The organism is Streptomyces albofaciens JCM 4342 (genome assembly GCF_008634025.1).
GTDB classification, from domain to species: Bacteria; Actinomycetota; Actinomycetes; order Streptomycetales; family Streptomycetaceae; genus Streptomyces; species Streptomyces albofaciens.
The window spans coordinates 3,056,918-3,083,592 of record NZ_PDCM01000002.1; the positions used below are offsets into that span (position 1 = coordinate 3,056,918).

Below are 26,675 nucleotides of genomic sequence, written 5' to 3' on the forward strand. Positions count from 1 at the left end.
CTGCCGCGGCGGCCGAAGCCGCAGCTTGTCCAGTATTTCGCAGGATTAGACCAACGGAAGCCCGGCTCTCCTCTTTTGCCGCGGGCATCTACGCGCGTACGGTCGTCGCATCGCCTGGCATGACCACACCAAAACCCACCTGACACCGCTTGTCATGCCCTGACCAAAGAAGCCCTCTGTTCCTCCCCCTCAGGTCGTTTCACCGAGATCTCGGAGGCACCCATGCCTGTGCACAGATCCGGCCACCCCGCCCGCCGTCACCCGCGCACCCTCGCGGGCCTGGCCGGCCTGTCTCTCGCCATCGCCGCCCTCCTCCTCGGCCTGCCCGGCGCCGCCGGCGCCGCCGCGTACGGAAAGGCCCCCGAGCCCACCCACCCCGGCCAGGACTGGGCCGGCTCCCAGGTCGCCGAGCACGAGGGCGACGCGCCGGGCGAAGCGCCGCCCCCCACCCTCGCCTCCGTCGAAGGCGTCGACGTCAGCAGCCACAACGGCAACGTCGCATGGCAGACCTTGTGGAACGCCGGGGTCCGCTTCGCGTACGTCAAGGCCACCGAGTCCACCAGCTACGTCAACCCGTACTTCGCGCAGCAGTACAACGGCTCCTACAACGTCGGCATGATCCGCGGCGCGTACCACTTCGCCACCCCCGACACCTCCAGCGGCGCGGCCCAGGCCAACTACTTCGTGGACCACGGCGGCGGCTGGTCCAAGGACGGCCGTACGCTGCCCGGCGCCCTGGACATGGAATACAACCCGTACGGCCCGACCTGCTACGGCAAGAGCGCGTCCGGCCTGATCAGCTGGATGAAGGACTTCTTCGGCACCTACAAGGCACGCACCGGCCGGGACGCCGTCATCTACACCTCCACCAGCTGGTGGAAACAGTGCACCGGCAATTACGCGGGCTTCGGCTCCGTCAACCCGCTGTGGATCCCGCGTTACGGCTCCTCGGTCGGCGAACTCCCGGCGGGCTGGGGCTTCCACACCATCTGGCAGTACACGTCGTCGGGCACCACGGTCGGCGACCGCAACCGGTTCAACGGGGCGTACGAGCGGTTGCAGGCGTTGGCCGACGGGTGAGACACGGCCGGGCCCCGGCAGCACGGGGTGCGCCGGGGCCCGGGTCGGCGTGCGTCGTCACTCCCGGCCGAAATCCGCCGTTTCCAGCGTCAGGCCGACGGCCGTGTCGGTCAGATCCACCGGCTCCCCGAAGTCGAGGGTCAGGTACCGGTGGTACTTCCCGTCCTTGGGCAGCGTGTAGAGATGCCACGTACCGGTGTAAGGATCAACGATGAGGTAGACCGGGACCTCGGCCACCGCGTACGTCTTCAGCTTGGAGCCGTAGTCGTTGCGCGCCGTGTCTTCGGAGATGACTTCGGCGACGAACTCGACGTCCTGGTAACGCCAACGCCCCTTGTTGTCCTTCTCCGCTCCCTCCCGCAGCGCGATCAGGTCGCAGGCGAAACCGTTGAGGTGACCGGGGAAGTCCAGGCGGACAGCGGACTTCACGCGCTTCCTCGGATAGCGGGACCGCAACTGCTCGTACAGCGCGGCGATGATGTCCCAGTGGTTGTCCCGTTGCGGCGACATGAAGATGGCCCCCTCGACGATCTCTACCTGGTAGCCCTCGGGGACGGGCATCCGCTCCAGCCAGTCGAACATCATGTCCAGGCTGAGCTCGTCGCTGTCGGCCATCTCGATCCCGTTGTCGGTCGGCTCGATGGTCATCATGCGCTCCTCGCCACCGCCGCGAAGTGCGGACAGTCGCGCGGTACAACGATACGCACGGTGACCGGGACACGCGCGGCCCGGAACCCCCGTGTCAGGGGCTCCGGGCCGCTGTGGCCGGCCGCGTCCGTCACGCCGCGGCCGGGACCTCCGGGGCGGCCGGGGCCGAGGCCGGGGTGAGGGCCAGGTCGAGGACCTGGCGGACATCGGAGACGGGGTGGACGTCCAGCTTCTCCAGGATCTCGGCGGGGACGTCGTCCAGGTCCGGCTCGTTGCGCTTGGGGATGACCACGGTCGTGATCCCCGCCCGGTGCGCCGCGAGCAGCTTCTGCTTGACGCCGCCGATCGGCAGCACCCGCCCGGTCAGCGAGACCTCACCGGTCATCGCCACGTCCGGCCGCACCTGCCGGCCGGAGAGCAGCGAGGCCAGCGCCGTCGTCATCGTCACGCCCGCGCTCGGGCCGTCCTTCGGCACCGCGCCCGCGGGCACGTGCAGGTGCACGCCGCGCTCCTTCAAGTCGCCGACCGGCAGTTCCAGTTCCGCGCCGTGCGAGCGCAGGAACGACAGCGCGATGTGCGCGGACTCCTTCATCACGTCGCCCAGCTGGCCGGTGAGCTGGACGCCGGACGCTCCGGTCTCCGGGTCGGCCAGCGAGGCTTCCACGTACAGCACGTCGCCGCCCGCGCCGGTGACCGCGAGACCGGTGACCACGCCGGGCACGGACGTGCGCCGCTCGGCCGGGTCCTGCGCCGACTCCGGGGTGTGGTGCGGCCGCCCGATCAGCGGACGCAGCTCGTCCACGCCCACCGTGAACGGCAGCTCGCGCTCGCCCAGCTCGCTCTGGGCCGCGACCTTGCGCAGCAGCCGTCCGACGGCCCGCTCCAGGTTCCGTACGCCCGCCTCGCGGGTGTACTCACCGGCCAGCTTGGCCAGCGCCTCGTCCGTGAGCGTGACCTCGCCGGACTCCAGACCGGCCCGCTCCAGCTGGCGCGGTACCAGGTGGTCGCGGGCGATGACGACCTTCTCGTCCTGCGTGTAGCCGTCCAGCCGGACCAGCTCCATGCGGTCGAGCAGCGGCTCCGGAATGGCCTCCAGGACGTTGGCCGTGGCCAGGAAGACCACGTCGCTCAGGTCGAGCTCGACCTCCAGGTAGTGGTCCCGGAAGGTGTGGTTCTGCGCCGGGTCGAGGACTTCGAGGAGGGCGGCGGCCGGGTCGCCCCGGAAGTCCGAGCCGACCTTGTCGATCTCGTCCAGGAGGACGACCGGGTTCATCGAGCCGGCCTCCTTGATGGCGCGCACGATGCGGCCGGGCAGCGCGCCGACGTACGTACGCCGGTGGCCGCGGATCTCCGCCTCGTCCCGTACGCCACCGAGCGCGACCCGCACGAACTTGCGCCCCATGGCCCGGGCCACGGACTCGCCCAGCGACGTCTTGCCGACGCCGGGCGGCCCGACCAGCGCCAGCACGGCACCGCCGCGGCGCCCGCCGACCAGCCCGAGCCCACGGTCCGCGCGCCGCTTGCGCACGGCGAGGTACTCGGTGATGCGCTCCTTGACGTCCTCCAGGCCGGCGTGGTCGGCGTCCAGGATCTCCTTGGCCCCGGGGATGTCGTACGCGTCCTCCGTACGCTCGTTCCACGGCAGCTCCAGCACCGTGTCCAGCCAGGTCCTGATCCAGCTGCCCTCAGGGCTCTGGTCGCTGGCCCGCTCCAGCTTGTCGACCTCCTTGAGGGCCGCCTTGCGCACCTCCTCGGGCAGCTGGGCGGCCTCGACGCGGGCCCGGTAGTCCTCGCCCTCGTCCTCCGGGTCGCCGTTCAGCTCGGCCAGCTCCTTGCGTACGGCCTCCATCTGGCGGCGCAGCAGGAACTCGCGCTGCTGCTTGTCGACGCCCTCCTGGACGTCCTTGGCGATGGACTCCGCCACGTCCTGCTCCGCGAGGTGCTCGCGCAGCGCTTCGGTGGCCTGCTTCAGGCGGGCCACCGGGTCGGTGGTCTCCAGCAGCCGCACCTTCTGCTCGGTGCTCAGGAACGGCGAGTAACCGGAGTTGTCCGCGAGCTGCGACACGTCCTCGATCTGCTGGACGCGGTCCACGACCTGCCAGGCGCCGCGCTTCTTGAGCCAGTCGGTGGCCAGGGCCTTGTACTCCTTGACCAGCTCGGTCACGGCACCGGGCAGCGGATCGGGCACCGACTCGTCGACGGTCGTGCCCTCCACCCACAGGGCGGCACCGGGGCCGGTGGTACCGGCGCCGATCTTGACGCGGCCGAGGCCGCGGATCAGGGCGCCGGGGTCGCCGTCGGACAGCCGCCCGACCTGCTCGACGCGCCCGAGCACGCCGATCGGCGCGTAGGCGCCGTCGATTCGCGGCACAAGCAGGACCCGCGGTTTGTTGCCCGGAACGACGGCGGCCTGCGCGGCCTCCACCGCGGCCCGTACGTCCGCTTCGGAAAGGTCCAGGGGCACCACCATGCCGGGCAGGACGACCTCGTCGTCGAGAGGCAGCACGGGCAGGGTGAGCGAAGTGGACGTCGAAGCCATGATCTCCCCTTCGGCAGGCAAGTTGAGTACTGCCCACTCAATGCGATTGCTCCGCGGGGTGTTCCCTGTCTGGGGCCTTGTTCGCTGTGAGCGATCAGTCGCGTGATCGCGCGCTGTGGGGGTGGGGGTGCGGGTGCTGCGCGGGCTGTTCGGTGGGTGGGGGCGCGCGTCTCGCGCCTAGGGTTCGGTGGGTGGGGGCTCGGGGCCCCGCAGGGGTCACTCTCCCCCAGCCTCCGGCCGGGGGGACCCCCACGGCGCCGGGAGTCAACCGTGTGTTCATTCGTAACCGGGGTCTCGGTCGTCCTGCGGGGAGACCCCTACGTGTCCCCGAGCCCGCGCCGTTCGCGGCTTTCCCACCACCGTGGCTGGGGTCTTTACAGACCCCCGGCACGGCTTACGCACGACGTGGAGACGCCCGGGGCCCTGCGCCTACGCCCCGTGCGCCTCACCACACGGTGGCGCGCACCAAGGTCATCTTTCACCTCCCCCCACCGGCCCGCACTCGCCAAACCGGCGGGAGGGGGTGTGCAGGGGGACACTCCCCGCAGGACGACCGTAGCCCCGGTTACGAATGACCACCTGGTTCACTCCAGGCGCCGAGGAGATGGCCCCCTGCGCACCCCCGCCCCACAAACAAAGCAAACGCGTATCCGCGCGAAGCGCGGGCCCGGTACCCCCCACCCCGCCGCGACAGCGGCGTCAGGCACCGGCCATATGCATCAGCTCCCACACATGCCCATCCAGATCCTGGAAGCTCCCCCCATACATGGGCCCCTCCTCCATGACCGGCTTCCAGGCCGTCGCCCCAGCTTCGCGAGCCTTGGCGAGCACCGCGTCGACTTCCGACCGGCTGTCGCACGACAGGCACGTGAGGACTTCCTTCGTCTTCGCGGCGTCGCTGATGTCGCCGTTGATGAAGTCCCGGAAGCGGTCCTCCTGGAGGAGCATGACGTAGATGTTCTCCTCGACGACCATGCACAGGGTGTGCTCGTCGGAGAACTGCGGGTTGAACGTGAAGCCGAGGTGGGTGAAGAACTCGCGGGACGCCTCGATGTCCTTCACCGGCAGGTTTACGAAGATCATTCGCATGATGTGTGCCTCTTCCTGACGGAGCGGGGCCCCGGCCACCCCCGGCCGGGTGCAACCCTCGCTCCACCTCCCCGTCGTGCCATGGAGAAGCGTCGCTCAGGAAGCTAGCAACGGCCACTGACAATCGCCCCGTACCGCCTCCCACGGCGACGCCGCAGGAGGGGCCAGGTGAGGGTGCCGAGGAGCAGGGCCAGGAGGTGGCCGGCGTCGCTCACGGGGTCGGTGGAGACGAGGAGGTTGTTGACGGCGAACCACGTCACGCCCGCCAGGAGCGGCCACCGCGCCCAGGCCGGCAGCAGGCCCGCCAGCGCGCCGGTGCAGGTCATCACGCCGAAGCTGATGCCGTAGTCGAGGCGTTGCAGCGCGTCGGCGGGGAGGTGCCCGAGAGCGACCGCGGCGCCCACCGGCAGCTCGGTGGCCAGGGTGGCGATCGCGTGGCCGCCGAAGAAGACCGCGGCCGTTCCGAGGGCGCCGATGCGGCGTTCGAGCGCGGTGAGGACGAAGAGGAAGGCGATGGCGTAGGCGGAGGTCATGCCGCCCGCGATCCACAGGGCGCTGGCGACCAGTACCAGCAGGGGCGAGTGCGCCAGGTGTTCAACGTCCGTACTGGAGCTCCGGAGCAGGGCGGAGACCAGGTCGGGGTCGGCGTGCTCGGCGAAGACGGAGGTGGCGATGAGGAGGAGGGTGTAAGCGAAGGTGAAGGGCGCGCCCAGAGGAGTGGGCAGCAGCCGCCAGACGCGCGGTAGGCGTAGGGAAGCTGGTGACGCCGAGGGCGGGGACGCGTGCACGGGAGCGGATGCCGCCGAGGGCGGGGACGCGGGCCCGGTGGTGGACGCGACCGTCGGTACGACGTGGGCCGCCCCCGGCTGTCTGGGAACCCCCGGAAGCGCCGCCCCCTCCCCTGCCGGCCGCCCCTCGGGAGCAGGGGCCCTCTCCCCGGCCACGTCCGCCACACCAACCCGTTCCACTGCCTTCGGCCCCTTCCATCCCCGGCGCCAACGGTGCCGATGGCGCCACGGCACCAACGACCCCGGCCAACCCACCAAGATCTACGTACGCCGACAGCCTGCACGCTCAACCCATGAGTGAGCTGTGCCCGTGACGCGCGTCACCCGAAGCGGTGGGCCGGCCCGGCGAACCGGCTGGACCCGCCCCGCCCCGGTTGGTCAGGATGGCGTGCATGCTCGACCCCGCGTACCCCATGTCCGTACCCGGTTCGCCCGCCGCCGACAGCCCGCCGCAGGTGCTCGACCGCCGCGAGGGCCCGTACGGGGAGGCCGTCCTGCGGCGGCGGGGCGAGCACTTCGAGATCATCGCCAACGGGTGCTTTCTGATGGACACCTCGGACGGGCGGTCCGAGCGGCTGCTGGTGGACGCGGCGCTCGCGGAGCTGGCCGACGGGCGGCCGTCGCCCAGCGTGCTGATCGGCGGGCTGGGCGTGGGGTTCTCCCTGGTGCGGGCCGCCGAGGAGCGGCGATGGGGGCGGATCACCGTGGTCGAGCGGGAGCCGGCGGTGATCGACTGGCACCGCGGCGGCCCGCTGGCCGCCGTCTCGGGGGCGGCGCTCGCCGATCCGCGTACCGAGATCGTCGCGGCCGACCTGGTCGCGTACGTACGCGGCGGGGCCGGGGAGCGCGTCTTCGACGCGCTGTGCCTGGACATCGACAACGGGCCGGACTGGACCGTCACCGAGGACAACGGCGGCCTCTACTCCCCCGCCGGGCTCGCGGCCTGCCGGGAGCGGCTGACGCCCGGCGGGGTGCTCGCGGTGTGGTCCGCGCAGCCGTCGTCCGCCTTCGAACTCGCACTGCGAAATGCCGGGTTCACCGGCGTACGTACCGAAGAGATCCCCGTTGTCCGAGGCGTCCCGGACGTGGTGCACCTCGCGCGCAAGGGCGCGTAGCCGACGGTCACACCCTGCCCTTACGCTGCTGCCCAGCAGTACGCGACCAGGCAGCACGGGGACATGCAGGGGCGGGCGATGGATCAGACGCAGACCACCCAGGGCGGCACCGCCGCGGCCACGCCCGGCGCCCAGCGCCGGGTCCTCGTCGTGGAGGACGATCCGACGATCGTGGACGCCATCGCGGCCCGGCTGCGTGCCGAGGGCTTCCAGGTGCAGACGGCCACCGACGGGCCCGCCGCGGTGGACACCGCCGAGGCCTGGCAGCCGGACCTGCTGGTGCTGGACGTGATGCTGCCGGGCTTCGACGGGCTGGAGGTGTGCCGCCGGGTGCAGGCCCGGCGCCCGGTGCCGGTGATGATGCTCACCGCGCGGGACGACGAGACGGACATGCTGGTCGGTCTGGGCGTGGGCGCGGACGACTACATGACCAAGCCGTTCTCGATGCGGGAGCTGGCGGCGCGGGTGCATGTGCTGCTGCGGCGGGTGGAGCGCGCGGCGCTGGCCGCCCATACGCCGCGCAGCGGCATCCTGCGCCTCGGCGAGCTGGAGATCGACCACGCGCAGCGCCGGGTGCGGGTGCGCGGCACCGACGTGCATCTGACGCCGACCGAGTTCGACCTGCTGGTCTGTCTGGCCAACACGCCGCGCGCGGTGCTCTCGCGCGAGCAGCTGCTGGCCGAGGTCTGGGACTGGGCCGACGCCTCCGGCACCCGTACGGTCGACAGCCACATCAAGGCGCTCCGCCGCAAGATCGGCGCCGAGCGCATCCGTACGGTCCACGGTGTCGGGTACGCCCTGGAGACCCCGCCCGTATGACGGCCCCCACCCGCCGCCGGCCCGCCGACCGGAAGGAGCGGCGCGACCGGGCCCGGGAGCGGGCGTGGGACGGGCCGGCCCTCCTGCGCGAGCGGGTCTGGGCGCCGTTCTGGCGCCGGGTGTGGGAGGGGCTGCGGCCGCTGGACCCGTACCGCTCGGTCAAGGCGGCGCTCGGCGCGCTGGTCATCGTCTCGGTGATCATCACCACGCTGCTGGTGTTCGTCGCCATCCACTCCGACACCGAGCTGCGGGTCATCACGGTCTTCTCGATCATCGCCTCACTGCTGGTCACCCAGTTCGTCGCGCAGGGCCTGACGGCGCCGCTGGACGACATGACGGACGTCACCCGGGCGATGGCCAACGGTGACTACACCCGCCGGGTGCGCGGCGGGCGGCGGGACGAGTTCGGCGACCTGGCGGACGCCTTCAACCGGATGGCCGCCGACCTGGAGGCGGTGGACACCCACCGCAAGGAGCTGGTCGCCAATGTGTCGCACGAGCTGCGTACCCCGATAGCGGCCCTGCGCGCCGTCCTGGAGAACGTGGTGGACGGCGTCTGCGAGCCCGATCCGGAGACGATGCGTACGGCCCTGAAGCAGACCGAGCGGCTGGGGCGGCTGGTCGAGCACCTGCTGGACCTGTCGCGGCTGGACAACGGCGTGGTGCCGCTGCACGCCCGCCGCTTCGAGGTGTGGCCGTATCTGTCGGGGGTGCTCAAGGAGGCCAACATGAGCCGGGGCGCCTCGACCCTCTCGGGGCTGGCGGGCTCCGGCACCCACACCCGTACGGACGTGCATCTGCACCTGGACGTCTCGCCGCCGGAGCTGACCGCGCACGCGGACGCCGAGCGGCTCCACCAGGTGGTGGCCAACCTGATCGACAACGCCATCAAGCACAGTCCCCGGCACGGCCGGGTCACGGTGCGGGCGCGGGCGGGCGAGGCGCCGGAGAGCCTGGAGCTGGAGGTGCAGGACGAGGGCCCGGGCATTCCGGAGGCCGAGCGCCACCATGTCTTCGAGCGCTTCAACCGGGGCGATCCGGCGGCGTCGGGGCCGGGCAGCGACGGCGGTACGGGCCTGGGCCTGGCGATCGCGCGCTGGGCGGTGGATCTGCACGGCGGGCGGATAGGGGTGGCCGAATCCCCGCGCGGCTGCCGCATCCGTGTCACTCTTCCGGGTACCGGTGTCATACGAAGCTGACTCCGTGTGACGTAGGGTCGGTGGTGGAAGCACCCGGTTCGGGGGTGCGCCGGCGATGGCCCGTACCCGCATACAGGCGAACTTGGTGTGTTTCCCATCGCGTCATGCCCCGAAACCCTTTGCTGAATGTGACGTGCACGACGACTGACGGCCCCGGACTGCACCAAAGGTCCCGAGAGGCGTAGCCTTTATTCCCGCTGTCCACCACCTTAGGAAGCGGAAGAGGGCGGTTGCCGCCGTGTCGCCACAGTCCCCCAACAGTTCGAGCACTTCGACTGACCAAGAGGGGCAGGGTAAGAACCCTGCTGCCGCATTCGGTCCGAACGAGTGGCTCGTCGACGAGATCTACCAGCAGTACCTCCAGGACCCGAACTCGGTAGACCGAGCCTGGTGGGACTTCTTCGCCGACTACAAGCCGGGAGCGGGCGCCGCCGCGCCGGCCGCGGCGAGTGACGGCGCCCCCGCCACTCCGGCCTCCGGATCCGGCCAGGCCGCGCAGGCCGCCGCGCCGAGCGCGCCCGCGGCCCCGGCCCGGCCCGCGCAGCAGCAGCCCGCGGCCCCGGCCGACCGGCCCGCCGCCGCGCAGCCCGCCGCCCCGGCCCAGCCGGCCGCGAGCGCCCCTGCGCCCGCCAAGGCCGCTCCGGCCAAGACCGCACCCGTGAAGACCGCTCAGCCCGCAGGCAAGAAGGACGACGTGAAGGCCGACGAGGCGCCCGCAGGCCCGGAACTGGTCACGCTCCGTGGCCCCGCCGCCGCCGTTGCCAAGAACATGAACGCCTCCCTGGAGCTGCCCACGGCCACGTCCGTGCGCGCCGTCCCGGTGAAGCTGCTGTTCGACAACCGCATCGTCATCAACAACCACCTCAAGCGCGCCCGCGGCGGGAAGGTCTCCTTCACCCACCTGATCGGGTACGCGATGGTGCAGGCCCTCAAGGCCATGCCGTCGATGAACTACTCCTTCCAGGAGAAGGACGGCAAGCCGACGCTGGTCAAGCCCGAGCACATCAACCTCGGTCTGGCCATCGACCTGGTCAAGCCCAACGGTGACCGCCAGCTCGTCGTCGCGGCCATCAAGAAGGCGGAGACGCTCAGCTTCTTCGAGTTCTGGCAGGCGTACGAGGACATCGTCCGCCGTGCCCGCAACAACAAGCTGACGATGGAGGACTTCACCGGAGTCACCGCGTCGCTGACCAACCCGGGCGGCATCGGCACCGTCCACTCCGTGCCCCGCCTGATGCCCGGTCAGGGCCTCATCATCGGCGTCGGCGCGATGGACTACCCGGCGGAGTTCCAGGGCACCTCGCAGGACACCCTGAACAAGCTGGGCATCTCCAAGGTCATGACGCTGACCAGCACGTACGACCACCGCGTGATCCAGGGCGCCGCCTCCGGCGAGTTCCTGCGCATCATGAACCAACTGCTGCTCGGCGAGAACGACTTCTTCGACGACATCTTCAAGTCGCTGCGCATCCCCTACGAGCCGGTGCGCTGGCTGCGCGACATCGACGTCAGCCACGACGACGACGTCACCAAGGCGGCCCGGGTCTTCGACCTGATCCACGCCTACCGGGTGCGCGGCCACGTCATGGCCGACACCGACCCGCTGGAGTACGAGCAGCGCAAGCACCCCGACCTCGACATCATCGAGCACGGGCTGACGCTGTGGGACCTGGAGCGGGAGTTCGCCGTCGGCGGCTTCGCCGGCAAGACCATGATGAAGCTGCGCGACATCCTGGGCGTGCTGCGCGACTCGTACTGCCGCACCACCGGCATCGAGTTCATGCACATCCAGGACCCCAAGCAGCGCAAGTGGATCCAGGACCGGGTCGAGCGCGGGCACTCCAAGCCGGAGCGCGAGGAGCAGTTGCGCATCCTGCGCCGCCTGAACTCCGCCGAGGCGTTCGAGACCTTCCTCCAGACGAAGTACGTCGGCCAGAAGCGGTTCTCCCTGGAGGGCGGCGAGTCCGTCATCCCGCTGCTGGACGCGGTCATCGACTCGGCCGCCGAGTCGCGCCTGGACGAGGTCGTCATCGGCATGGCCCACCGCGGCCGGCTGAACGTCCTCGCCAACATCGTCGGCAAGTCGTACGCGCAGATCTTCCGCGAGTTCGAGGGCAACCTCGACCCGAAGTCGATGCACGGCTCCGGCGACGTGAAGTACCACCTGGGCGCCGAGGGCACCTTCACCGGCCTGGACGGCGAGCAGATCAAGGTCTCGCTCACCGCCAACCCGTCCCACCTGGAGGCCGTCGACCCGGTCGTCGAGGGTGTGGCGCGCGCCAAGCAGGACATCATCGGCAAGGGCGGCACGGACTTCACCGTCCTGCCGGTCCAGCTGCACGGCGACGCGGCGTTCGCGGGCCAGGGTGTGGTCGCCGAGACGCTGAACATGTCGCAGCTGCGCGGCTACCGCACCGGCGGCACGGTGCACATCGTCATCAACAACCAGGTCGGCTTCACCGCCGCCCCGGAGTCGGCCCGCTCCTCCATGTACGCCACGGACGTGGCCCGCATGATCGAGGCGCCGATCTTCCACGTCAACGGTGACGACCCCGAGGCCGTCGTCCGGGTCGCGCGACTGGCGTTCGAGTTCCGCCAGGCGTTCAACAAGGACGTCGTCATCGACCTGATCTGCTACCGGCGCCGCGGTCACAACGAGACCGACAACCCGGGCTTCACGCAGCCGCTGATGTACGACCTGATCGACAAGAAGCGCTCGGTGCGCAAGCTCTACACCGAGTCGCTGATCGGCCGCGGCGACATCACGCTGGAGGAGGCCGAGCAGGCGCTGCAGGACTTCCAGGGCCAGCTGGAGAAGGTCTTCACGGAGGTCCGCGAGGCCACCACCGCCCCGGCCGCCCCCGAGGTGCCGGAGCCGCAGGCCGAGTTCCCGGTCGCCGTGGACACCGCGATCTCCCAGGAGGTCGTCAAGCGGATCGCCGAGTCCCAGGTCAACATCCCCGAGCGGGTCACCGTCCACCCGCGCCTGCTGCCGCAGTTGCAGCGCCGCGCGGCCCAGGTGGAGGACGACACGATCGACTGGGGCACCGGCGAGACCCTCGCCTTCGGCTCGCTGCTGATGGAGGGCACCCCGGTCCGCCTGTCGGGCCAGGACTCCCGCCGCGGCACCTTCGGCCAGCGCCACGCGGTGCTGGTGGACCGGGAGACCGGCGAGGACTACACCCCGCTGCTCTACCTGTCCGAGGACCAGGCGCGCTTCAACGTCTACGACTCGCTGCTGAGCGAGTACGCGGCGATGGGCTTCGAGTACGGCTACTCGCTCGCCCGCCCGGAGGCGCTGGTCCTGTGGGAGGCGCAGTTCGGTGACTTCGCCAACGGCGCGCAGACCGTCATCGACGAGTTCATCTCCTCGGCGGAGCAGAAGTGGGGCCAGACCTCCGGCGTCACGCTGCTGCTGCCGCACGGCTACGAGGGCCAGGGCCCGGACCACTCCTCGGCCCGCATCGAGCGCTTCCTCCAGCTGTGCGCGCAGAACAACATGACGGTCGCGATGCCGACGCTCCCGTCGAACTACTTCCACCTGCTGCGCTGGCAGGTGCACAACCCGCACCACAAGCCGCTGGTCGTCTTCACCCCGAAGTCGATGCTGCGCCTGAAGGCGGCGACGTCGAAGACGGCGGAGTTCACCTCGGGCGGCTTCCGTCCGGTGATCCCGGACGACGCGGCGAAGGCCGAGGACGTCACCAAGGTCATCTTCTGCTCCGGCAAGGTCTACTACGACCTGGAGGCGGAGCGGGTCAAGCGCGGCGCGTTCGACACGGCGCTGGTCCGCATCGAGCGGCTGTACCCGCTGCCGGGCAAGGAGCTCCAGGCGGAGATCGCCAAGTACCCGAACGCGGGCAAGTACCTGTGGGTGCAGGAGGAGCCGGCGAACCAGGGTGCGTGGCCGTTCCTGGGTCTGAACCTGATCGACCACCTGGACCTGTCCGTCGGTGCCGACGTGCCGCACGGCGAGCGCCTGCGCCGCATCTCGCGGCCGCACTCCTCGTCGCCGGCCGTGGGTTCCGCCAAGCGCCACCAGGCCGAGCAGGCCGCGCTGATCGCGGAGGCGTTCGACGCGTAGGCCGGTCCACCGGTGCCCCGGGGCCCCGTCCTGAACGCCACGGCGTTCGGGGCGGGGCCCCGGGCCGTTCCGTACGGCCGTACGGAACCGGTCACCCGGGCAGCGGGTCGAACGTCCACACCGGCAGCCGCCCCGTGCCGACCGCCACGGTGAGCCGGTGGCCGCCGCCGAGCGTCTCCGTGAGTCCGGCCAGCGCCTGCGCCTCGACGGCGTCGGCCTCGTCGGCGGCTCCCGTCAGCCGCAGTACGGCGGCGTGCGCGGCCCGGGCCAGCAGCGCCCACGGGTGCCGGGCGCCCAGTGTGCGGGCGGCGCGTTCGGCGGTGGTACGGCTCAGGTCCGGCGCGCCGCCCGGATCGGGGCCGTACTCGTGGTCCGCGCAGAGGTTGTAGGCGGCGCCCAGGGTCCACGGGTGGTCCTCGCCCAGGAACGCGGTCAGCAGCCGCAGCGCCTCCTCGTTCAGCTCCCGGGCCCGTTCCGTCTCGCCGACGGTGCGCAGCGCCACCGCGTAGTTGGTCAGCGCGCCCGCGGTGCAGGGGTGGGGACCGTACACGGAACGGTGGCGGCGCAGGCTCTCGTCACAGCGGGACAGGCCCTCGTCGGGGTCACCGTGGGTGCGCTCCGCGCAGGCGTGGCTGGCGGCCGTCATCAGGGCGGGCGGCGCGGTGGGCCCCAGCACCCGTTCGGCGGCCTCCCGGACCTCCCGCAGCCGCACCAGTCCCTCGCCCACCGCGTCGTTGCGCAGTTCGCACAGGGCCAGGCCGTGTTCGGCGCACAGGGTCAGCGGGTGTTCCGCGCCGAGGAGTTCGCGGTGGGCCTGGGTGGTGGCGAGCTGCCGTCCCAGCGCGCTCTCGTAGTGGCCGAGCAGCCGCAGGTCCAGCGCATGGCGCCCCTCGGCGCGCAGCCGCCACAGGTCCTGCGGCTCCGGGGGGCTCTGGTAGCCGGCCGCGGTGTGCTCACTGAGGCGCAGGGCCTCGGCGTACCGGCCGAGCAGGCGCAGGCTGTCCGCGAGGGCGCCGGCCGCCTCCAGGGTGACGGGGTGCGCGGGCCCCAGTTCGGCGGCGCGGCCGTCGTACTGTTCGCGGGCGTACTCCAGGGCTTCGCGGTACCGGCCCAGCCCGCGCAGATCCGCGCCGACGTCACCGACCGCGGCCAGGACGGCCGACGCCGGGGCGTCCGCGGCGCGCAGCCGGGAGAGTTCGGCGCGGTCGGCGGCGGCCGCGCGCCGGTAGGAGCCCAGGGCGCGCAGCACCTCGGAGCGGCGCGGCACGATGGCCGCCGTCCAGGGGTGGCCGTCGCCGAGCTGGCCCCGCCAGCTGCGGGCCATCCGTTCCAGCAGGTGGGAGGCGGTACGGGAGTCGCCGCGCAGGTGGAGGTAGCGCACGCAGTTCAGGACCAGGGACGCGTTCTCCTCCCCGGCCTCGCCGGGCCCGCCGGAGGGCTCCAGGTGGGGCACGATCCGCGCGTACTGCGGCCATACGCGGACGTTGGCCGGGTCGCAGGGGTCGGCGGTGGCCAGCGCGTGGCGGACCCGGCGCAGCAGGCCGATCCGGTAGCCGCCGGGCATCTCGTCGCGTACCACCCGGCGCACCAGGGGGTGCATGCGCAGGACCGAACCGGTGGGCTCCGCGCCGCCCTCGCCGTCCTCCGGGGTCCACAGTCCGGCGAGGAAGTGCTCGACGAGGACGGCGACCAGGGCCTGCCAGCGCTGCGGGTCCAGGCACTGGCCGCGCAGCGGTTCGGGCAGGCTGATGCGGAGCAGGGCGGGCGGGGCGCCGCCGTCCGCGAACAGGGCGCACACGTGGAGGAGTTCGACGGCCTCGGGGTGGGTCTCGCGCAGACGGCGCAGTACGGAGGTGAGCGCGCGGGAGAACGTGGTCGGGTAGTCGCCGGTGGCGGTCAGCGGCGCCCGTTCCCAGGAGGTGTCGCGCAGCCGGGCGAGATAGCGGGGCACGGGCAGCACCTCGGCGTCGAGGTAGGCGACGGCCTGGGCCACGGCCAGCGGGTGGTCGCCCAGTTCGGCGGCCAGCAGCTCCGCCTCGGCCCGGCCGACGCGCGGCAGCCGCCGCCGTACGTAGCGCACGCTCTCGGACCGGGCGAAGGGCGGCACCTGGAGGACGCGGGCGTCGGGAGCGGCCCAGCCGCCGTGCTGCGAGGTGATCAGCACGTGGCCGGGGCCGCTGGGCAGCAGACCGGCCGTCCGGCGCGGGTCGTCCGCGCCGTCCAGGACGATCAGCCACCGGCCGTACGGGGCGCCGCGGCGCAGTGCGTCCAGGACGGCGCGGGCGCGGTCGGCGGGCGCCGCCGGGCCGCCCGTTCCCGTGGCGCCGGGGGCGGTGAGCGCGTCGTAGAGCGCGGCCAGGCGGGCGCGTACGGCGTGCGGGTCCCCGCCGGCCGGTATCCACCAGACCGCGTCGTACTGGGCGGCGAAGCGGTGCGCGTACTCGGCGGCCAGCTGTGTCTTGCCGACGCCGGGCATGCCCGCCAGGACGCAGACGGCCGCCCCGGAGCGGCCTTCGTCGAAGTGGTGCCCCAGGTGGCCGAGCAGTTCCTCGCGGCCGGTGAAGCCCGGGTCGCGGTCCGGGACGCCGCCCCAGATGTGCGGTGGTTCGGCGGGGAAGCGGGGCGCGCTGGCGCCCGTACGGACCCCGGCGAACGTGGTGTCCAGGCCCAGCCGCTCCAGGATGCGGCGCTCGGCCTCCTCGGCGCCCACGGCGCCCAGGAAGCCCGCGTCCGGGTCGGCTCCGGCCGCCTCGGCGGCGCGTGCGGTGACGGCGAACACGGCCAGCCGCCCGGGCTGTTCGCGCAGCGCCTCGGTCCATCCGGCGGCGGTGTGCGGACCGGCGGCGATCAGGCCGTCGCCGAGCAGCAGGACATGGGTGCCCTCGACGATCAGCAGGGCGCGCAGCGACTCCCGGAGCGACAGGCCGGCCGGCGGCTCCCAGCACTGGAGGGCGGCCTCGTGGCCGTTGATCTCCAGCCGGTGCCGGACCCACACGGCCCAGAACCGGTCCGGTCCCGCGAAGCTGATGGTGAAGCGGGTGGTCCCGGTGCCGGAGCCGCGTTCCAGGGTGCGGGCGACGAACTCCTCCGCGGCGGCCAGCTGCCGCTCCAGCTCCGCGCAGCGCCGCTCGGCGGCCGCCGCCCGGCCGCGCGCCTCCTCCAGGGCGGTGCGCAGGCGCGCGGCCTCGGTGCGCAGCCGTTCGCGGTCCGCGCGCAGCCGCTCCTGCGCGGCCCGGGTGCGTACGGCCTCGTCCTCCTGGGCGGCGTGCCGGGCCTCCAGCCGGGCGGCGGCGCCGCGGCGTTCGGTCTCCAGCTCGGCGATGCGCCGCTGTCTGGCGTGCAGGGCCTCGGTCAGCGCTTCGACGTTCGTCTCGGCGGCCCGCTGGCGCCGGTCGGCCTCGGCGAGCCGGTCGCGGAGCAGCTGGAGCTCCCAACCGAGCTTGTTGGTGGCGCGCAGGGCCTCCCGTTGGAGGGCCGTCACACGGGCTGTGACCTCGGCGGACACCGGGCGGCCCAGGGCCTGGGCGGCGTCCTCCAGGAGCCGTTCGACGAACTCGGCGGGGGCGACGGCCGTGCCGTTGAGGTAGCGGGAGACGGTGCCGGGGTCGTGGTGGCGGCGCAGCGCGTAGCGCCGCACGGACAGCCGCAGTCCGGCGAAGACGCCGCGCAGGGCCAGGGCCAGTTCCCGGCACTGCGGGGCGACGTGCCGGGGCACCGGCTTGAGGTCGCCGACGCGCTCCCCGGCGGGTGGCACGGGCGCGGGATCGCGCGCGTCGCCGTCCGGTCCGGCCGCTGTGTCCATGCTGGCCCCCTCGACGCGGGGCGTTGGGCCGGTCCGCAACGTGTGCGGACTGCCGCAACACCGGTGCGCGCCGCGACGGTGGTGCCGTGCCACCGTCCGTCCGGGCCCCAGCGAGAGGACCGCTCCCATGCGGCGCAAGCGCGTTGTCGTGAAGATTCCGTCGTACGTGACCGTCGCGGTGGCCTCCGGCGCGGTGCAGGCCGCCGTGTCCTGGCTGCTGCACCTGCTCCTCGGCTCATGACGAGCGTACGCCGCCGGGGCCCGCGCCGGTGCGGGCCCCGGGCGGGCCGGGGCGCGTCAGACCGGCTGCGGCTCGAAGTCCCAGTACGGGCGGCGCCGGCGGCGGGCGGAGAGGGTGTGCGGGTGCTCGGCGCCCAGCGTCTCGGTGAGCTGCTGCACGGCCTCCTGCTCCAGCTTGGACGCCTCCTGGCCGCGCCGCAGCGCCCGCAGGTCGTCGGCGAGGGCCGTCTTGGCGGAGAGGGTCAGCGGGTGGGTGTCGCCGAGCGTCTGCTTGGCGCGTTCCAGGGTGTCGCGGCTCAGCTGGGCGGCGCTCTCCTCGTCGTCGACGCGGTTGCGGGCGCCGGCGGCGTTCAGGGCGCAGCCCAGCGTCCAGGGGTGGTCGGGGCCCATGGCCCGGGTCATGCCTTCGAGCGCCTGTTCGGCGATGGCCAGCGCGTTGTCCCGCTCGCCGAACTCCCAGCACACCAGGCCGGTGTTGCCGAGCGCGCCGACGGTGAACGGGTGGGCCTCGCCGACCAGGGTGCGGTACCGCTCGGCGGCCTCCTCGCCCAGTTCCCTGGCCTGGCCGAGGTCGCCGTGCTCGCGCAGGAAGGTGGCGTAGTTGGCCTGCATCATGAGCGTTTCGGGGTGGCGGGGGCCGTGCACCCGGCGGGCGCGCTCCACCACGTCGCCCATCAGCGCGTCGGCCTGGGTGACGGCGCCGGAGCGGCGCAGGCACAGCGCGAGGTTGTGCTCGGCCCGCAGGGTCATCGGCGTGTGCTTGCCCATGACCTGGTGGTAGAGCCGTACGTTCAGCTCCTGGCGGGAGAGGGCGTCGGTGTAGCGGCCGAGCAGGCGCAGCATGCGGGCGTACGAGTACGCGGCGCCGAGCGTGAGGTGGTGCCGGGCGCGCAGCTGGCGCTCCCAGACCAGCAGCACCTCGCCGTAGAGGGCGAGCGCTTCCTCGTAGCGGCCGACGGCGCTGAGCGCGGAGGCGAGGTTGCTGCGCGAGGAGAGGGTGAGGGGCGCCTCGGGGCCGAGGAGTTCCGTACGGCCGCGCACGACCGACTCGAAGATCTCCAGTGCCCGCTGGTAGGAGCCCAGCGCCATGTAGGTGCCGGCCAGGCCGTCCTGGGCGCGCAGCAGGGCGCCGTCGCCCGGGTCCCGTTCGGCGGCCAGTTCCTCGACGATGGCGCTGCCGACCGCCTCGGCCTCGCGGTAACGGCCCAGGCGGCGCAGCATGTTGGCGTGCTGGTGGGTGATCACGAGCATGGTGCGCTGGGTGGGCGCGATGCGGGTGCGCCAGCGGGACAGGAACTGCTCGCACAGCCGCAGGCCGATGCGGTACTCACCGCGCACCCGCAGGTACTCGATGCAGTTCAGCAGCAGTTCCTGGACGGAGGTCTCGGGGCTGTCCAGGACGCCGGCCGGCTCCAGGTGCGGGATGAGGGCGGCGTACTGCTCCCAGGTGCGGGTGTCGGAGGGGCTCTGCGGGTCGGCGGTGGCCAGCACCCGGCAGGCGGTGGCGGACATGGTGTCCCGCTCGTCCTCGGCCATGTCGCTGCGCAGGAACCGGTGGTAGAGCCGGTGCATCTGCGCCGTCTCGACGGCGGGGTCCGAGGTCGTCTGGGCGACCTGGTAGTCCAGGCGCACGGCGGTGGACTCGGTCAGCCGGCGCAGCGCGGTGTTCCACGCGATCGGCTCGGCCGCCAGGTCGGCGAGGTATTCGGGCAGGTCGCCGCGGCGGGCGCGGGCGAGCATGGGGACCGGGATGGCGTCCGGCGCGAAGAACGCGAAGAGCTTGAGCAGTTCGACGGCGGCGGGGCTGCGCTCGCGCAGCGTGTTGAGGGTTATGGCCCAGCTGGTCTGGAAGGCCATCGGGTAGTCGGTGGAGATGCGGATGCCGACCAGGCTCGGCTCGCCGCGCCGGATCAGCTCGATGTACTCCCGGGGCGCCATCGGGTTGGCGTCCAGCCAGGCGGCGGTCTGCGCGAGCAGCAGCGGCAGGTCCTGTACGGCGTCCGCCAGCAGGTCGGCTTCCTTGTTGGTCAGCCGGGGGGCGCGGCGCCGCGCGTAGGCGACGGACTCAGTACGGGTGAAGGGCAGCACCTCGATCTCCTGGGCGCTGCCGGAGCCGGACCAGTCCCGGGTGAGGGTGGTGATCAGGACGTGGCCGCGGCCGTCCGGCACCAGGTCCTCGATCTGCTCCATGTCGTCGGCGCTGTCGAAGACCAGCAGCCAGCGGCGGTACGGGCGGCCGATGCGCAGCGCCTCGTGGACGGCGCGGATGCGGTCGCCCAGCTCCTGGCCGACCGGCAGGTTCATGCGGGTGGCCAGTTCGGCGAGCTGTTCGCGGGCGGCGCCTCGGTTGGTGGCGCTGATCCACCACACCACGTCGTAGTCGTTGCCGAAGCGGTGGGCGTACTCGGCGGCGATCTGGCTCTTGCCGACGCCGGAGATGCCGTACAGGGCGATCCGGGTCTCCAGCGGCTGGCCGGCTCCCGGCAGCGGGCCCGCCAGCTTGCCGTGCAGCTCCTCCAGCGCGGTGTCGCGGCCGGTGAAGCGGTTGTTGCGGCGGGGGATGTTCCAGATCTCGGGCGGGTCGTTGGGGAAGCGCGGGGCGTTGGCGGTGGGCTCGGCGGAGCCGCGGCCGGCGGCCGGGACGCCGAGGCGGTTCAGGACGCGCCGGTTGGCCTCGACGGCGTCCAGGTCGCGCAGGTCGGCGGGGCGCAGCACGGAGGCGGTGGCGGGCAGCCGCTGGGTGGCGACGCTGACGGCGGCGAACCGGTCGGCGTGCTCCGGTACGACTTCCTGGAGGGCGGCCGTCCACTCCTCGTGGGTCTTGGGGCCCAGCTTGAAGTACCAGTCGTCCAGCACCATGAGCAGGCGGCCCTCGGCGGCGAGCAGGCCGGCCAGTTCCTCGGTGAGGGGGCTGTCGGCGGCGGGGTCCCAGCGCAGCATGGTGGTGCCGTGCCCGAGCTGCTCCAGCTGGTGCGCGATCCATGCCGCCCAGGGCCGGTTGAACCCCGCATAGCTGATGGTGATGTGCTCTCCGGAGCCGGTAATAGCGGACTGGTCGGCCATGCGCCCGTCTCCTCGGTATGCGGCGGTTCGCGCGTGCGCGAGCTGGCTGTTCGGCACGATAGCCCAAGTATCGCCCCGTGCGGCGACGCCACGTCAGGTCTTGTGCGGCGTAGGCCAGTTGACGGACGCGGCGGCGAGTCCGGCACCGGCCCGGGGCGGCCGTCCCACGTGCACCTCGGCGTCGAGCCGGGCGGCGATGTGGCGGATCACCCGTTCCAGGTCGGCGCAGTACACGGACGGGTTACGGAAGCCGCTGCCGGCCCGGTAGCGGTGGGCGTAGTTGCCGCCGCCGCACACCGTCATCAGCGGGCAGGCACGGCACCGGTCGCACAGGCCGTCGGCGCCGAGGCGGCGGGCGGCCATCCCCGGGTGGGCCAGCGCCTCGTCGAAGCTGTTGCGGAAGACGTCCAGGCCGGTGGCGGCGGCGCCCTCGTACGCCGATTTGAGGGAGTCGACCTGCTCGATGGCGCCGTCGGTGTCGACGACGAGGGCGACCACGGGCGACAGGCCGACCGCCTCGCTGCTGCTGGGGCGGCCCAGCAGCAGGCCGATGATCTCGGTGAAGAGGCGTATCCGGGGCGCGGGCTCCGCTTCGTCCCACCAGAGGTCGAAGACGGTGCACAGCCAGTCGCCGTACGGGGTGCGGCTGACCGGGGCCGGGGGCAGCGGCGGGCGGCTGGTCCAGTTGGCGTGCGGGAGGAGGAAGTCGAGCATCGGGGGGCCGAGCGCGCGCAGCGAGCCGTAGACCAGGGCGGGGTCGGAGGTGATGTCGATGGTGCACAGGATGCCCGCGAAGGTGTCGGGGCGGCGGGCGAGCAGCCGGGCGGCGCGGGACGCGGCCGCCCAGGAGGGGCGTCCGGCGTGGTCCAGGCGCCGCCGGTTCAGGCCGGGGGTGCCGCCGTCCAGGCTGAGCCCGACCCGGAAGCCCGCGGCGGCCAGGGCATCGAGGGCCGGCGGGGTGAGGAGGGTGCCGTTGGTCTGTACGCCCAGGTGGACGCGGCAGCCGTCCGGGAGTACGGCGCGCAGCGCGGCGGCCTGGTCCAGGAGCGGTCCCGGGCCGGTGAGCAGCGGCTCGCCGCCGTGCAGGTCGACGCGGATCTCGTCGAGGCCGTGGGCCCGTACGTGTTCGGCGATGCGCAGCGCGGTCCGGCGGACGGTGCCGGGCGGGGTGTGCGGCGGGCGGGCGCGCCAGCTGTGGTCCGGGCCCGCGTAGATGTAGCAGTAGGTGCAGGCGAGGTTGCAGCGGCTGTGGGTCTTCAGGACGAACTGGCGGAAGGGGACCACGGGCGGCTGAAGGCTCTGGCACACCACGACGCCGCCCCCTGCCTGCGTCCGACGTCCGGGCAGCCCGATGACGGCCCGCTGTGGCGATATCTGGCTCGGCCACCGGAGAACATGCACACGGCAACAGCAACTGGCCGGAACCGAAGCGCGTTTGCCCAAAAACCGACGCCCGGTGTTCAGAAATGGACGCTCACCGCACGGTCGGTCCCGGACCATCGTCGTAGTACGCCACCGCCCGTTCGGCGGGGATCCAGTTGCGCAGCAGCAGGGCGGCCACCTCGCCCAGCACCGGATGGCCCGTCCGCGCGGCCACGGCGGCCACATCCACACCGCCGAAGTCCGGCAGCGGCTCGGCCGACGGGCCGGACGGCTCGGCCGGTGCGGCCGGGGCCGGACCGGTGACGGGGACTGTCGCCACGCTGTTCTCCTCTGGGCCGGGTGGCCGGGATGTTCCCGCGCGCCCGGGCACGGAAACGCCCGGCCCGGCCGGGTCGGACGGTCATTCGGACGGTTCCAGGGCGCGCATCCGCTCCCTCGTGCGCCGGGCCTCCGGGCCGTTCTCCTCGGACGCGCGCTGCCACTGCTCCCAGCTCTCCCGGTAGGCGGGCAGCGCCGCCTGCGGCCCCGCCGTGTCCTCCAGGACACCGGCCCGCCGGTGGTGGGCGCGCGCCGCCAGCAGCGGGCTGCCGGCCCGTTCGGCCGCGGCGGCGGCCCGGCGGTAGGAGGCGGCGGCGCGGTCGTGCCGCTCCCGGGAGTCGAAGCGGCGGTCCAGCACGAGCTGGACGTCGCCGACCTCCAGCCAGGCCTCCGCGCTGACCACCGGATCGGCCGAGCTGCGCGCGGCCAGCTCCAGCACCCAGTCGGCCTCGTGCAGATCGGCCAGGGAGGGCTGGCGGTCGTGGCGCAGTCGCAGGGCGCGGCCGAACAGCAGGCGGTGGGCGCCCAGTTCGGGGTCGTGCGGGGCGACCCGGCCGAGCGCTTCGCGCAGCACGTGCACCGCCTCGTTCGCCAGCCGTTTGGCCTGGTCGCCGGGGGGTTCCAGACGGGCGCGCAGCAGCAGCGCCGCACCGCGCCGGGCGAGCAGGGAGCTGTGTTCGGGCGAGTCGGGGGCGGTCAGGCGCAGTGCGGCGGCCAGCGCCTCGATGGCCGCGTCCAGCGCTTCGGGGTCGGCGGTGCGGGTGTGCAGAGCGCTGTACGCCTCGGCCGTACGGCTCAGGCTCTCCGCCTCCAGGGCCGGGTCGCGCAGTTCGCGGGCGAGCGCGCGGGCCCGTTCGAGGACCGGGAGCACGGCGTCGGGCCCGGTGCCGCCGCCGAGCAGGGAGCGGGCCTGGGCCAGCTCCAGCAGCGTCTCGCAGACCTCGCGGTCGGCGGAGCCGCCCCGGCGGCGCAGCAGGGTCGTGGCGGCGTCCAGATCGGCGGTGGCGCGCAGGGCGAGCGCCCCGGTGTACGCCTCGGTGGCCGTCTCGTGGCCGGCGGCCCGGCGCGCCTGGTCCAGCAGGACGCCGCCGCGCGCGGCGTAGATCTCGCCGGGCACCTGCTCGCCGCTGGGCCACTGTTCCAGGAGCATGGTCAGGGCCTGTTCGGCCTCGTCGAGCGGGTCGGCGGCCCGGCCGGTGACGGCCGCGGCGGCCGGGGGCAGCGCGGCCAGCCGCCGCAGCACTTCGGTACGCAGCACCATGCTCTCCAATACGCGGGGGTCCAGCAGGCTCATCAGCCCGCAGGCGGTGTCCAGGTGGCGCGCTACCTCCTCCAGCGCGCTCCGTTCACCGTCCGGGTACCCCGCGGCACCGCGTTCCTGCGCGGCGGCGTACCGCACCCGGGCGAGCACGATCAGCGCCCGGACGCGCGCCTCGCCGTCCCCGTCCGTCGCCCGCGCCGGATCGCCGCCGACGGCCTCCGCGGCCGCCCGTACCGCCCGTTCCGCCTCGTCCAGCGCGTCCGGCTGCCGCCACTTCGCCCAGCCGTGCAGCAGCGCGCGGGCGAGGTCGGTGCCCGCCGCGGGCAGGCGCTGCGCCGCGGCGCGCAGCAGCCGCACCGCTTCGATCAAGTCCCGTACGGTGCCGTCCCGTTCGTAGCGCTCCAGCAGCGCGGCGCCCTCGGCGGCGGGCCCGTCGGGCGCGTACGACAGCTGTGCGGGCGTCCGCAGGGCCGGCTCGAACCGGCGCAGCACCCGCTCGGAGACCCGCGCGAACGGCTCGGGCACGGCGCGCTGCCCGGTCGTCGGCTCCCGGCCGCTGCCGGAGAGCATGGCGACCGCCACCGCGGGGAAGTTCCGGGCGCTGCGGCCGAACGTGCGCTCGATGTAGAGGGAACAGTGCTTGAGGACGAGGGCGGCCTCGCCCGCGCTCAGCCGGCTCAGCAGCTCGTCCCGTACGCCGGGCACGAACTCGTACCAGGGGCCGCCGGCCGGGCCCTCGGCCCCCGGCGGGCCCGCGGGGTCGGGGAGCTGCTCTATCAGGCCGCTGAGCAGTACCTCCGCCAGCTCGGCGGGCCCGGTCTGGGGCAGCATCGCGCGCTGGACGAGCTGGATGACGGGCAGCGCGAGCGGTACGGCCGACAGGTGGACGGCCAGGTGGCGGGCGTCCGGCGAGGCGCTCTGCTCGAACTCGCGCACCAGCCGGGCCGGTTCGGGGCGCTCGGCGGCGCGGGCGAGGTCCGCGCCCAGGCCGTGGTCGGCGCGGACCACGGCGGCGGCGCCGCGCAGCGACAGGCCGGATTCGGCCGCGGCCAGCCGGGCCCAGCTGCCGAGGGCCGCGGGCGCGGCCGACAGGACCGGTACGGCGCGCTCGCGGGTGCCGCCCCGCGCCTGCCCGGCCGTGGACGGGGTGCGGCGGCGGCGCCGGGCCGGGCGGAAGTCCAGGGCGCGGTACGGGCCCTGCTGCCGGACGAGGGTGCCCGCGACGGCGGGCAGCAGGGTGCGCGCCCACATCCGCTGCGGCAGCGGCTGCACGACGGCGAGGGGCGCGTCGGCCACCCAGCGGTACAGCAGGCGCTGGATGCGCCCGTCGCGCCACAGCGGGCCCGCGCAGTCGCTCACGACGAGGGTGACGTGGTGGCCCGTGGGGTCGTGCAGCTGGTCGGCCCGGCGCAGCGGTGCGTCCCGGCCGGGGCCCGCGGCGACGCCGACCTCGTCGCCGTACGGGTGGAGGTAGTGCACCGTCACGTCGCGGAAGGCGCCGATCCGCTCGCAGACCTGCCGCAGGTCGTGCAGCATCTGCTCCCACACGGCCATGGAGGACGAGCCGTCCATGAGCAGGCGCAGGCTGGCGGCGCGGCGGCGGACGCCGCGCAGCACCGGGATGATCAGCTCGGCGTGTGCGGAGAGGTCGGCGGTGGCGTCCTCGTCCAGTTCCTGGCGGACCGGCGCGACCGGCGGGTGGTAGCGCTGGATCGGCCGCAGGGCGCGTTGCAGCGGCAGCAGTCCCGGGAAAGCGGAGGCGGTGGGGATGCCGACCTCGCCGAGGCGGCCGTGGTCGGGGGCGAGGGTGCGGTCGTCCTGGGCGGGCAGCAGGTCCACTTCCGTGCGCCGGGGGCGGTCCCGGGCGGTGTGTTCCGGGCCGGGCGGCGTGTCACGGGCGGCTTCCCGGCCATGGGGGTCCACGGAGAAAGTGGCCGGTTTTGGACCCTGTGCGGCCGGTGGAACCGTCCCTTCGGCCGGCGTCGCGTCGCTCTCGGCCGCCCCGGGAGTGATCCACCGGGCCAGCCACAGCGCGTCCGCCAAGGAGCGGGCGTCGGCGGGCAGGCCGGCCGCGCGCAGCCGCGCGACGATCTCACCGAGGGGGCCGAAGCCCGGTCCGCCGGCCGGCACCACGGGTCACCTGGTCCGATCCAGGGGCCGCAGCAGCTCGGCCGTCAGGCGCCGCCGCGTCTCCTCCTCGTCCTCGTCCGCCCAGCCGGCCTGCCGCGTCAGGTGGATCGCGTTGAGCAGCTGGTCCACGGCCCGTACGTCGCCGGGCTCGCGGTCCAGGAAGCGGTCGATGACGGACTCGTGCTCGGCCGCGGCGCTCTCGCCGAAGTGCGCCCGGACCATGTCCGCGAGCCGCTCCTTGTCGGGCGTGGGGATGTTCAGGTGGATGCAGCGGCGCAGCAGCGGCGCGGGGAAGTCCCGCTCGCCGTTGCTGGTCAGCACGATGAACGGGAAGGCCCGGCAGCGCACCCGGCCGTCCCGCACGGTGACCTGCACGCCGTCGTCGCTGAGCACCGGCACCTCGGGGGCCGATCCGGCCAGCCGCTCCAGCTCCGGAATCCGGAACTCCCCTTCCTCCAGCACGTTGAGCAGGTCGTTCGGCAGGTCGATGTCGCTCTTGTCCAGCTCGTCGACGAGCAGGACACGCGGCTTCGCGGCGGGCAGCAGGGCCGTGCCGAGCGGGCCGAGACGGATGTAGCGGCCGATGCCGCCGCCCGGCTCGTCCTGCGGGCCCGGCCGCCCCTCCGCCGGCCCCGGCGTCGCCCCGGGGTGGGCCGCGCGGGCGATCTGGAGGTCCTGGAGGCGTCCGATGGCGTCGTACTCGTACAGCCCGTCGCGCAGCGAACTGCGGCTGACGATGGACCAGTTCAGCACCCGGCCGAGGCCCAGTTCGTACGCGACCGAGTGCGCGAGGGTGGACTTCCCGCTGCCCGGCGCGCCCGTCACCAGCAGCGGGCGGCGCAGATAGAGCGCCGCGTTGACCAGCTCGCGCTCCGTCTCGCCCGGCCGGTGGTAGCTGGCCTCGCGGCGCTGCACACCGAGCCGGCGCTCGGAGGCGTGGTCGAGGGCCGCGGGCGGCGCGACGAGCGGACCGCCGTCGAAATCGCGCCACGGAGGGGGTGGCGGTAACTGCTCGATGCCGTCGTGCGGAGCCCCCGCGCCACGGTAGATGAGCCAGTCGCTCACGTCGGAACTCCTCGTCGCCGGCCGGCCATCGGGCAGGGGCGAAGGGCCGCGG

Annotated in this window: 15 protein-coding genes; 5 read left to right on the forward strand and 10 right to left on the reverse strand. The window is 73.4% G+C overall.

From position 1 onward, the window contains the following. Positions 1 to 222: 222 nt before the first annotated feature. Complete coding sequence (locus CP973_RS33115; RefSeq protein ID WP_150247490.1) at positions 223 to 1,080, forward strand: lysozyme; 858 nt, start codon at positions 223 to 225, stop codon at positions 1,078 to 1,080. 57 nt (positions 1,081 to 1,137) lie between these two features. On the opposite strand, the gene CP973_RS33120 is transcribed toward CP973_RS33115, so the two are convergent. The 4 genes from CP973_RS33120 to CP973_RS33135 form a co-directional block, all read right to left on the reverse strand. Continuing rightward, positions 1,138 to 1,731: a Uma2 family endonuclease gene (locus CP973_RS33120; protein ID WP_425282045.1), complete on the reverse strand. Its 594-nt coding sequence runs from the start codon at positions 1,729 to 1,731 to the stop codon at positions 1,138 to 1,140. Between the two features lie 127 nt (positions 1,732 to 1,858). Next, positions 1,859 to 4,267: an endopeptidase La gene (gene lon / locus CP973_RS33125; RefSeq protein WP_150247492.1), complete on the reverse strand. Its 2,409-nt coding sequence runs from the start codon at positions 4,265 to 4,267 to the stop codon at positions 1,859 to 1,861. Positions 4,268 to 4,966: 699 nt separating this feature from the next. After that, entirely contained in the window at positions 4,967 to 5,350 is a 384-nt protein-coding gene (locus CP973_RS33130) for a VOC family protein (protein ID WP_341874869.1), read from the reverse strand. Positions 5,351 to 5,460: 110 nt separating this feature from the next. Continuing rightward, positions 5,461 to 6,144 (reverse strand): rhomboid-like protein, encoded by a 684-nt coding sequence (locus tag CP973_RS33135; protein WP_150247494.1) that lies wholly within the window; start codon positions 6,142 to 6,144, stop codon positions 5,461 to 5,463. A 392-nt stretch (positions 6,145 to 6,536) separates the two neighbouring features. Between CP973_RS33135 and CP973_RS33140 the strand changes: the two genes are divergently transcribed. From CP973_RS33140 to CP973_RS33155, 4 genes are all read left to right on the forward strand, one after another. Then, positions 6,537 to 7,259: a spermidine synthase family protein gene (locus CP973_RS33140; protein ID WP_425282046.1), complete on the forward strand. Its 723-nt coding sequence runs from the start codon at positions 6,537 to 6,539 to the stop codon at positions 7,257 to 7,259. 78 nt (positions 7,260 to 7,337) lie between these two features. Further along, positions 7,338 to 8,078, forward strand: coding sequence for a response regulator transcription factor (locus CP973_RS33145; protein WP_003987269.1), 741 nt, complete (start codon positions 7,338 to 7,340; stop codon positions 8,076 to 8,078). Then, on the forward strand, positions 8,075 to 9,277 hold the full coding sequence (locus CP973_RS33150; RefSeq protein WP_244410172.1) for a sensor histidine kinase: 1,203 nt from the start codon (positions 8,075 to 8,077) through the stop codon (positions 9,275 to 9,277). Before CP973_RS33145 ends, CP973_RS33150 begins: the two co-directional genes overlap by 4 nt. A 238-nt stretch (positions 9,278 to 9,515) precedes the next feature. Further along, positions 9,516 to 13,361, forward strand: coding sequence for a multifunctional oxoglutarate decarboxylase/oxoglutarate dehydrogenase thiamine pyrophosphate-binding subunit/dihydrolipoyllysine-residue succinyltransferase subunit (locus CP973_RS33155; protein WP_150247495.1), 3,846 nt, complete (start codon positions 9,516 to 9,518; stop codon positions 13,359 to 13,361). A 91-nt stretch (positions 13,362 to 13,452) separates the two neighbouring features. On the opposite strand, the gene fxsT (CP973_RS33160) is transcribed toward CP973_RS33155, so the two are convergent. The 6 genes from fxsT (CP973_RS33160) to CP973_RS33185 all read right to left on the reverse strand — a co-directional run bounded on the left by fxsT (CP973_RS33160) (position 13,453) and on the right by CP973_RS33185 (position 26,623). After that, the gene (gene fxsT, locus CP973_RS33160; protein WP_150247496.1) at positions 13,453 to 17,163 is read right to left on the reverse strand and encodes an FxSxx-COOH system tetratricopeptide repeat protein; all 3,711 of its coding nucleotides are present in this window, start codon (positions 17,161 to 17,163) and stop codon (positions 13,453 to 13,455) included. Positions 17,164 to 17,460: 297 nt separating this feature from the next. After that, complete coding sequence (gene fxsT / locus CP973_RS33165; protein ID WP_150247497.1) at positions 17,461 to 20,466, reverse strand: FxSxx-COOH system tetratricopeptide repeat protein; 3,006 nt, start codon at positions 20,464 to 20,466, stop codon at positions 17,461 to 17,463. A 93-nt stretch (positions 20,467 to 20,559) separates the two neighbouring features. Further along, a complete protein-coding gene (locus CP973_RS33170; RefSeq protein WP_244410173.1) occupies positions 20,560 to 21,777 on the reverse strand; it encodes an FxsB family cyclophane-forming radical SAM/SPASM peptide maturase in 1,218 nt (405 codons plus the stop codon). A 163-nt stretch (positions 21,778 to 21,940) separates the two neighbouring features. Then, positions 21,941 to 22,168: a YxD-tail cyclophane-containing RiPP peptide gene (locus tag CP973_RS33175; protein ID WP_150247499.1), complete on the reverse strand. Its 228-nt coding sequence runs from the start codon at positions 22,166 to 22,168 to the stop codon at positions 21,941 to 21,943. Between the two features lie 81 nt (positions 22,169 to 22,249). Continuing rightward, a complete protein-coding gene (locus tag CP973_RS41515; protein ID WP_150247500.1) occupies positions 22,250 to 25,558 on the reverse strand; it encodes an SAV_2336 N-terminal domain-related protein in 3,309 nt (1,102 codons plus the stop codon). A 6-nt stretch (positions 25,559 to 25,564) separates the two neighbouring features. Continuing rightward, the gene (locus tag CP973_RS33185; protein WP_150247501.1) at positions 25,565 to 26,623 is read right to left on the reverse strand and encodes an AAA family ATPase; all 1,059 of its coding nucleotides are present in this window, start codon (positions 26,621 to 26,623) and stop codon (positions 25,565 to 25,567) included. Positions 26,624 to 26,675 lie beyond the last annotated feature (52 nt).

What these genes read in the sequence shown, in the direction of transcription:
- CP973_RS33145 (WP_003987269.1), top strand. Translation starts at nt 7,338, where the DNA reads ATGGATCAGACGCAGACCACCCAGGGCGGCACCGCCGCGGCCACGCCC.
- CP973_RS33130 (WP_341874869.1), bottom strand. Translation starts at nt 5,350, where the DNA reads ATGATCTTCGTAAACCTGCCGGTGAAGGACATCGAGGCGTCCCGCGAG.
- lon (WP_150247492.1), bottom strand. Translation starts at nt 4,267, where the DNA reads ATGGCTTCGACGTCCACTTCGCTCACCCTGCCCGTGCTGCCTCTCGAC.
- fxsT (WP_150247496.1), bottom strand. Translation starts at nt 17,163, where the DNA reads ATGGACACAGCGGCCGGACCGGACGGCGACGCGCGCGATCCCGCGCCC.
- CP973_RS33115 (WP_150247490.1), top strand. Translation starts at nt 223, where the DNA reads ATGCCTGTGCACAGATCCGGCCACCCCGCCCGCCGTCACCCGCGCACC.
- CP973_RS33120 (WP_425282045.1), bottom strand. Translation starts at nt 1,731, where the DNA reads ATGATGACCATCGAGCCGACCGACAACGGGATCGAGATGGCCGACAGC.
- CP973_RS33140 (WP_425282046.1), top strand. Translation starts at nt 6,537, where the DNA reads ATGCTCGACCCCGCGTACCCCATGTCCGTACCCGGTTCGCCCGCCGCC.
- CP973_RS33150 (WP_244410172.1), top strand. Translation starts at nt 8,075, where the DNA reads ATGACGGCCCCCACCCGCCGCCGGCCCGCCGACCGGAAGGAGCGGCGC.
- fxsT (WP_150247497.1), bottom strand. Translation starts at nt 20,466, where the DNA reads ATGGCCGACCAGTCCGCTATTACCGGCTCCGGAGAGCACATCACCATC.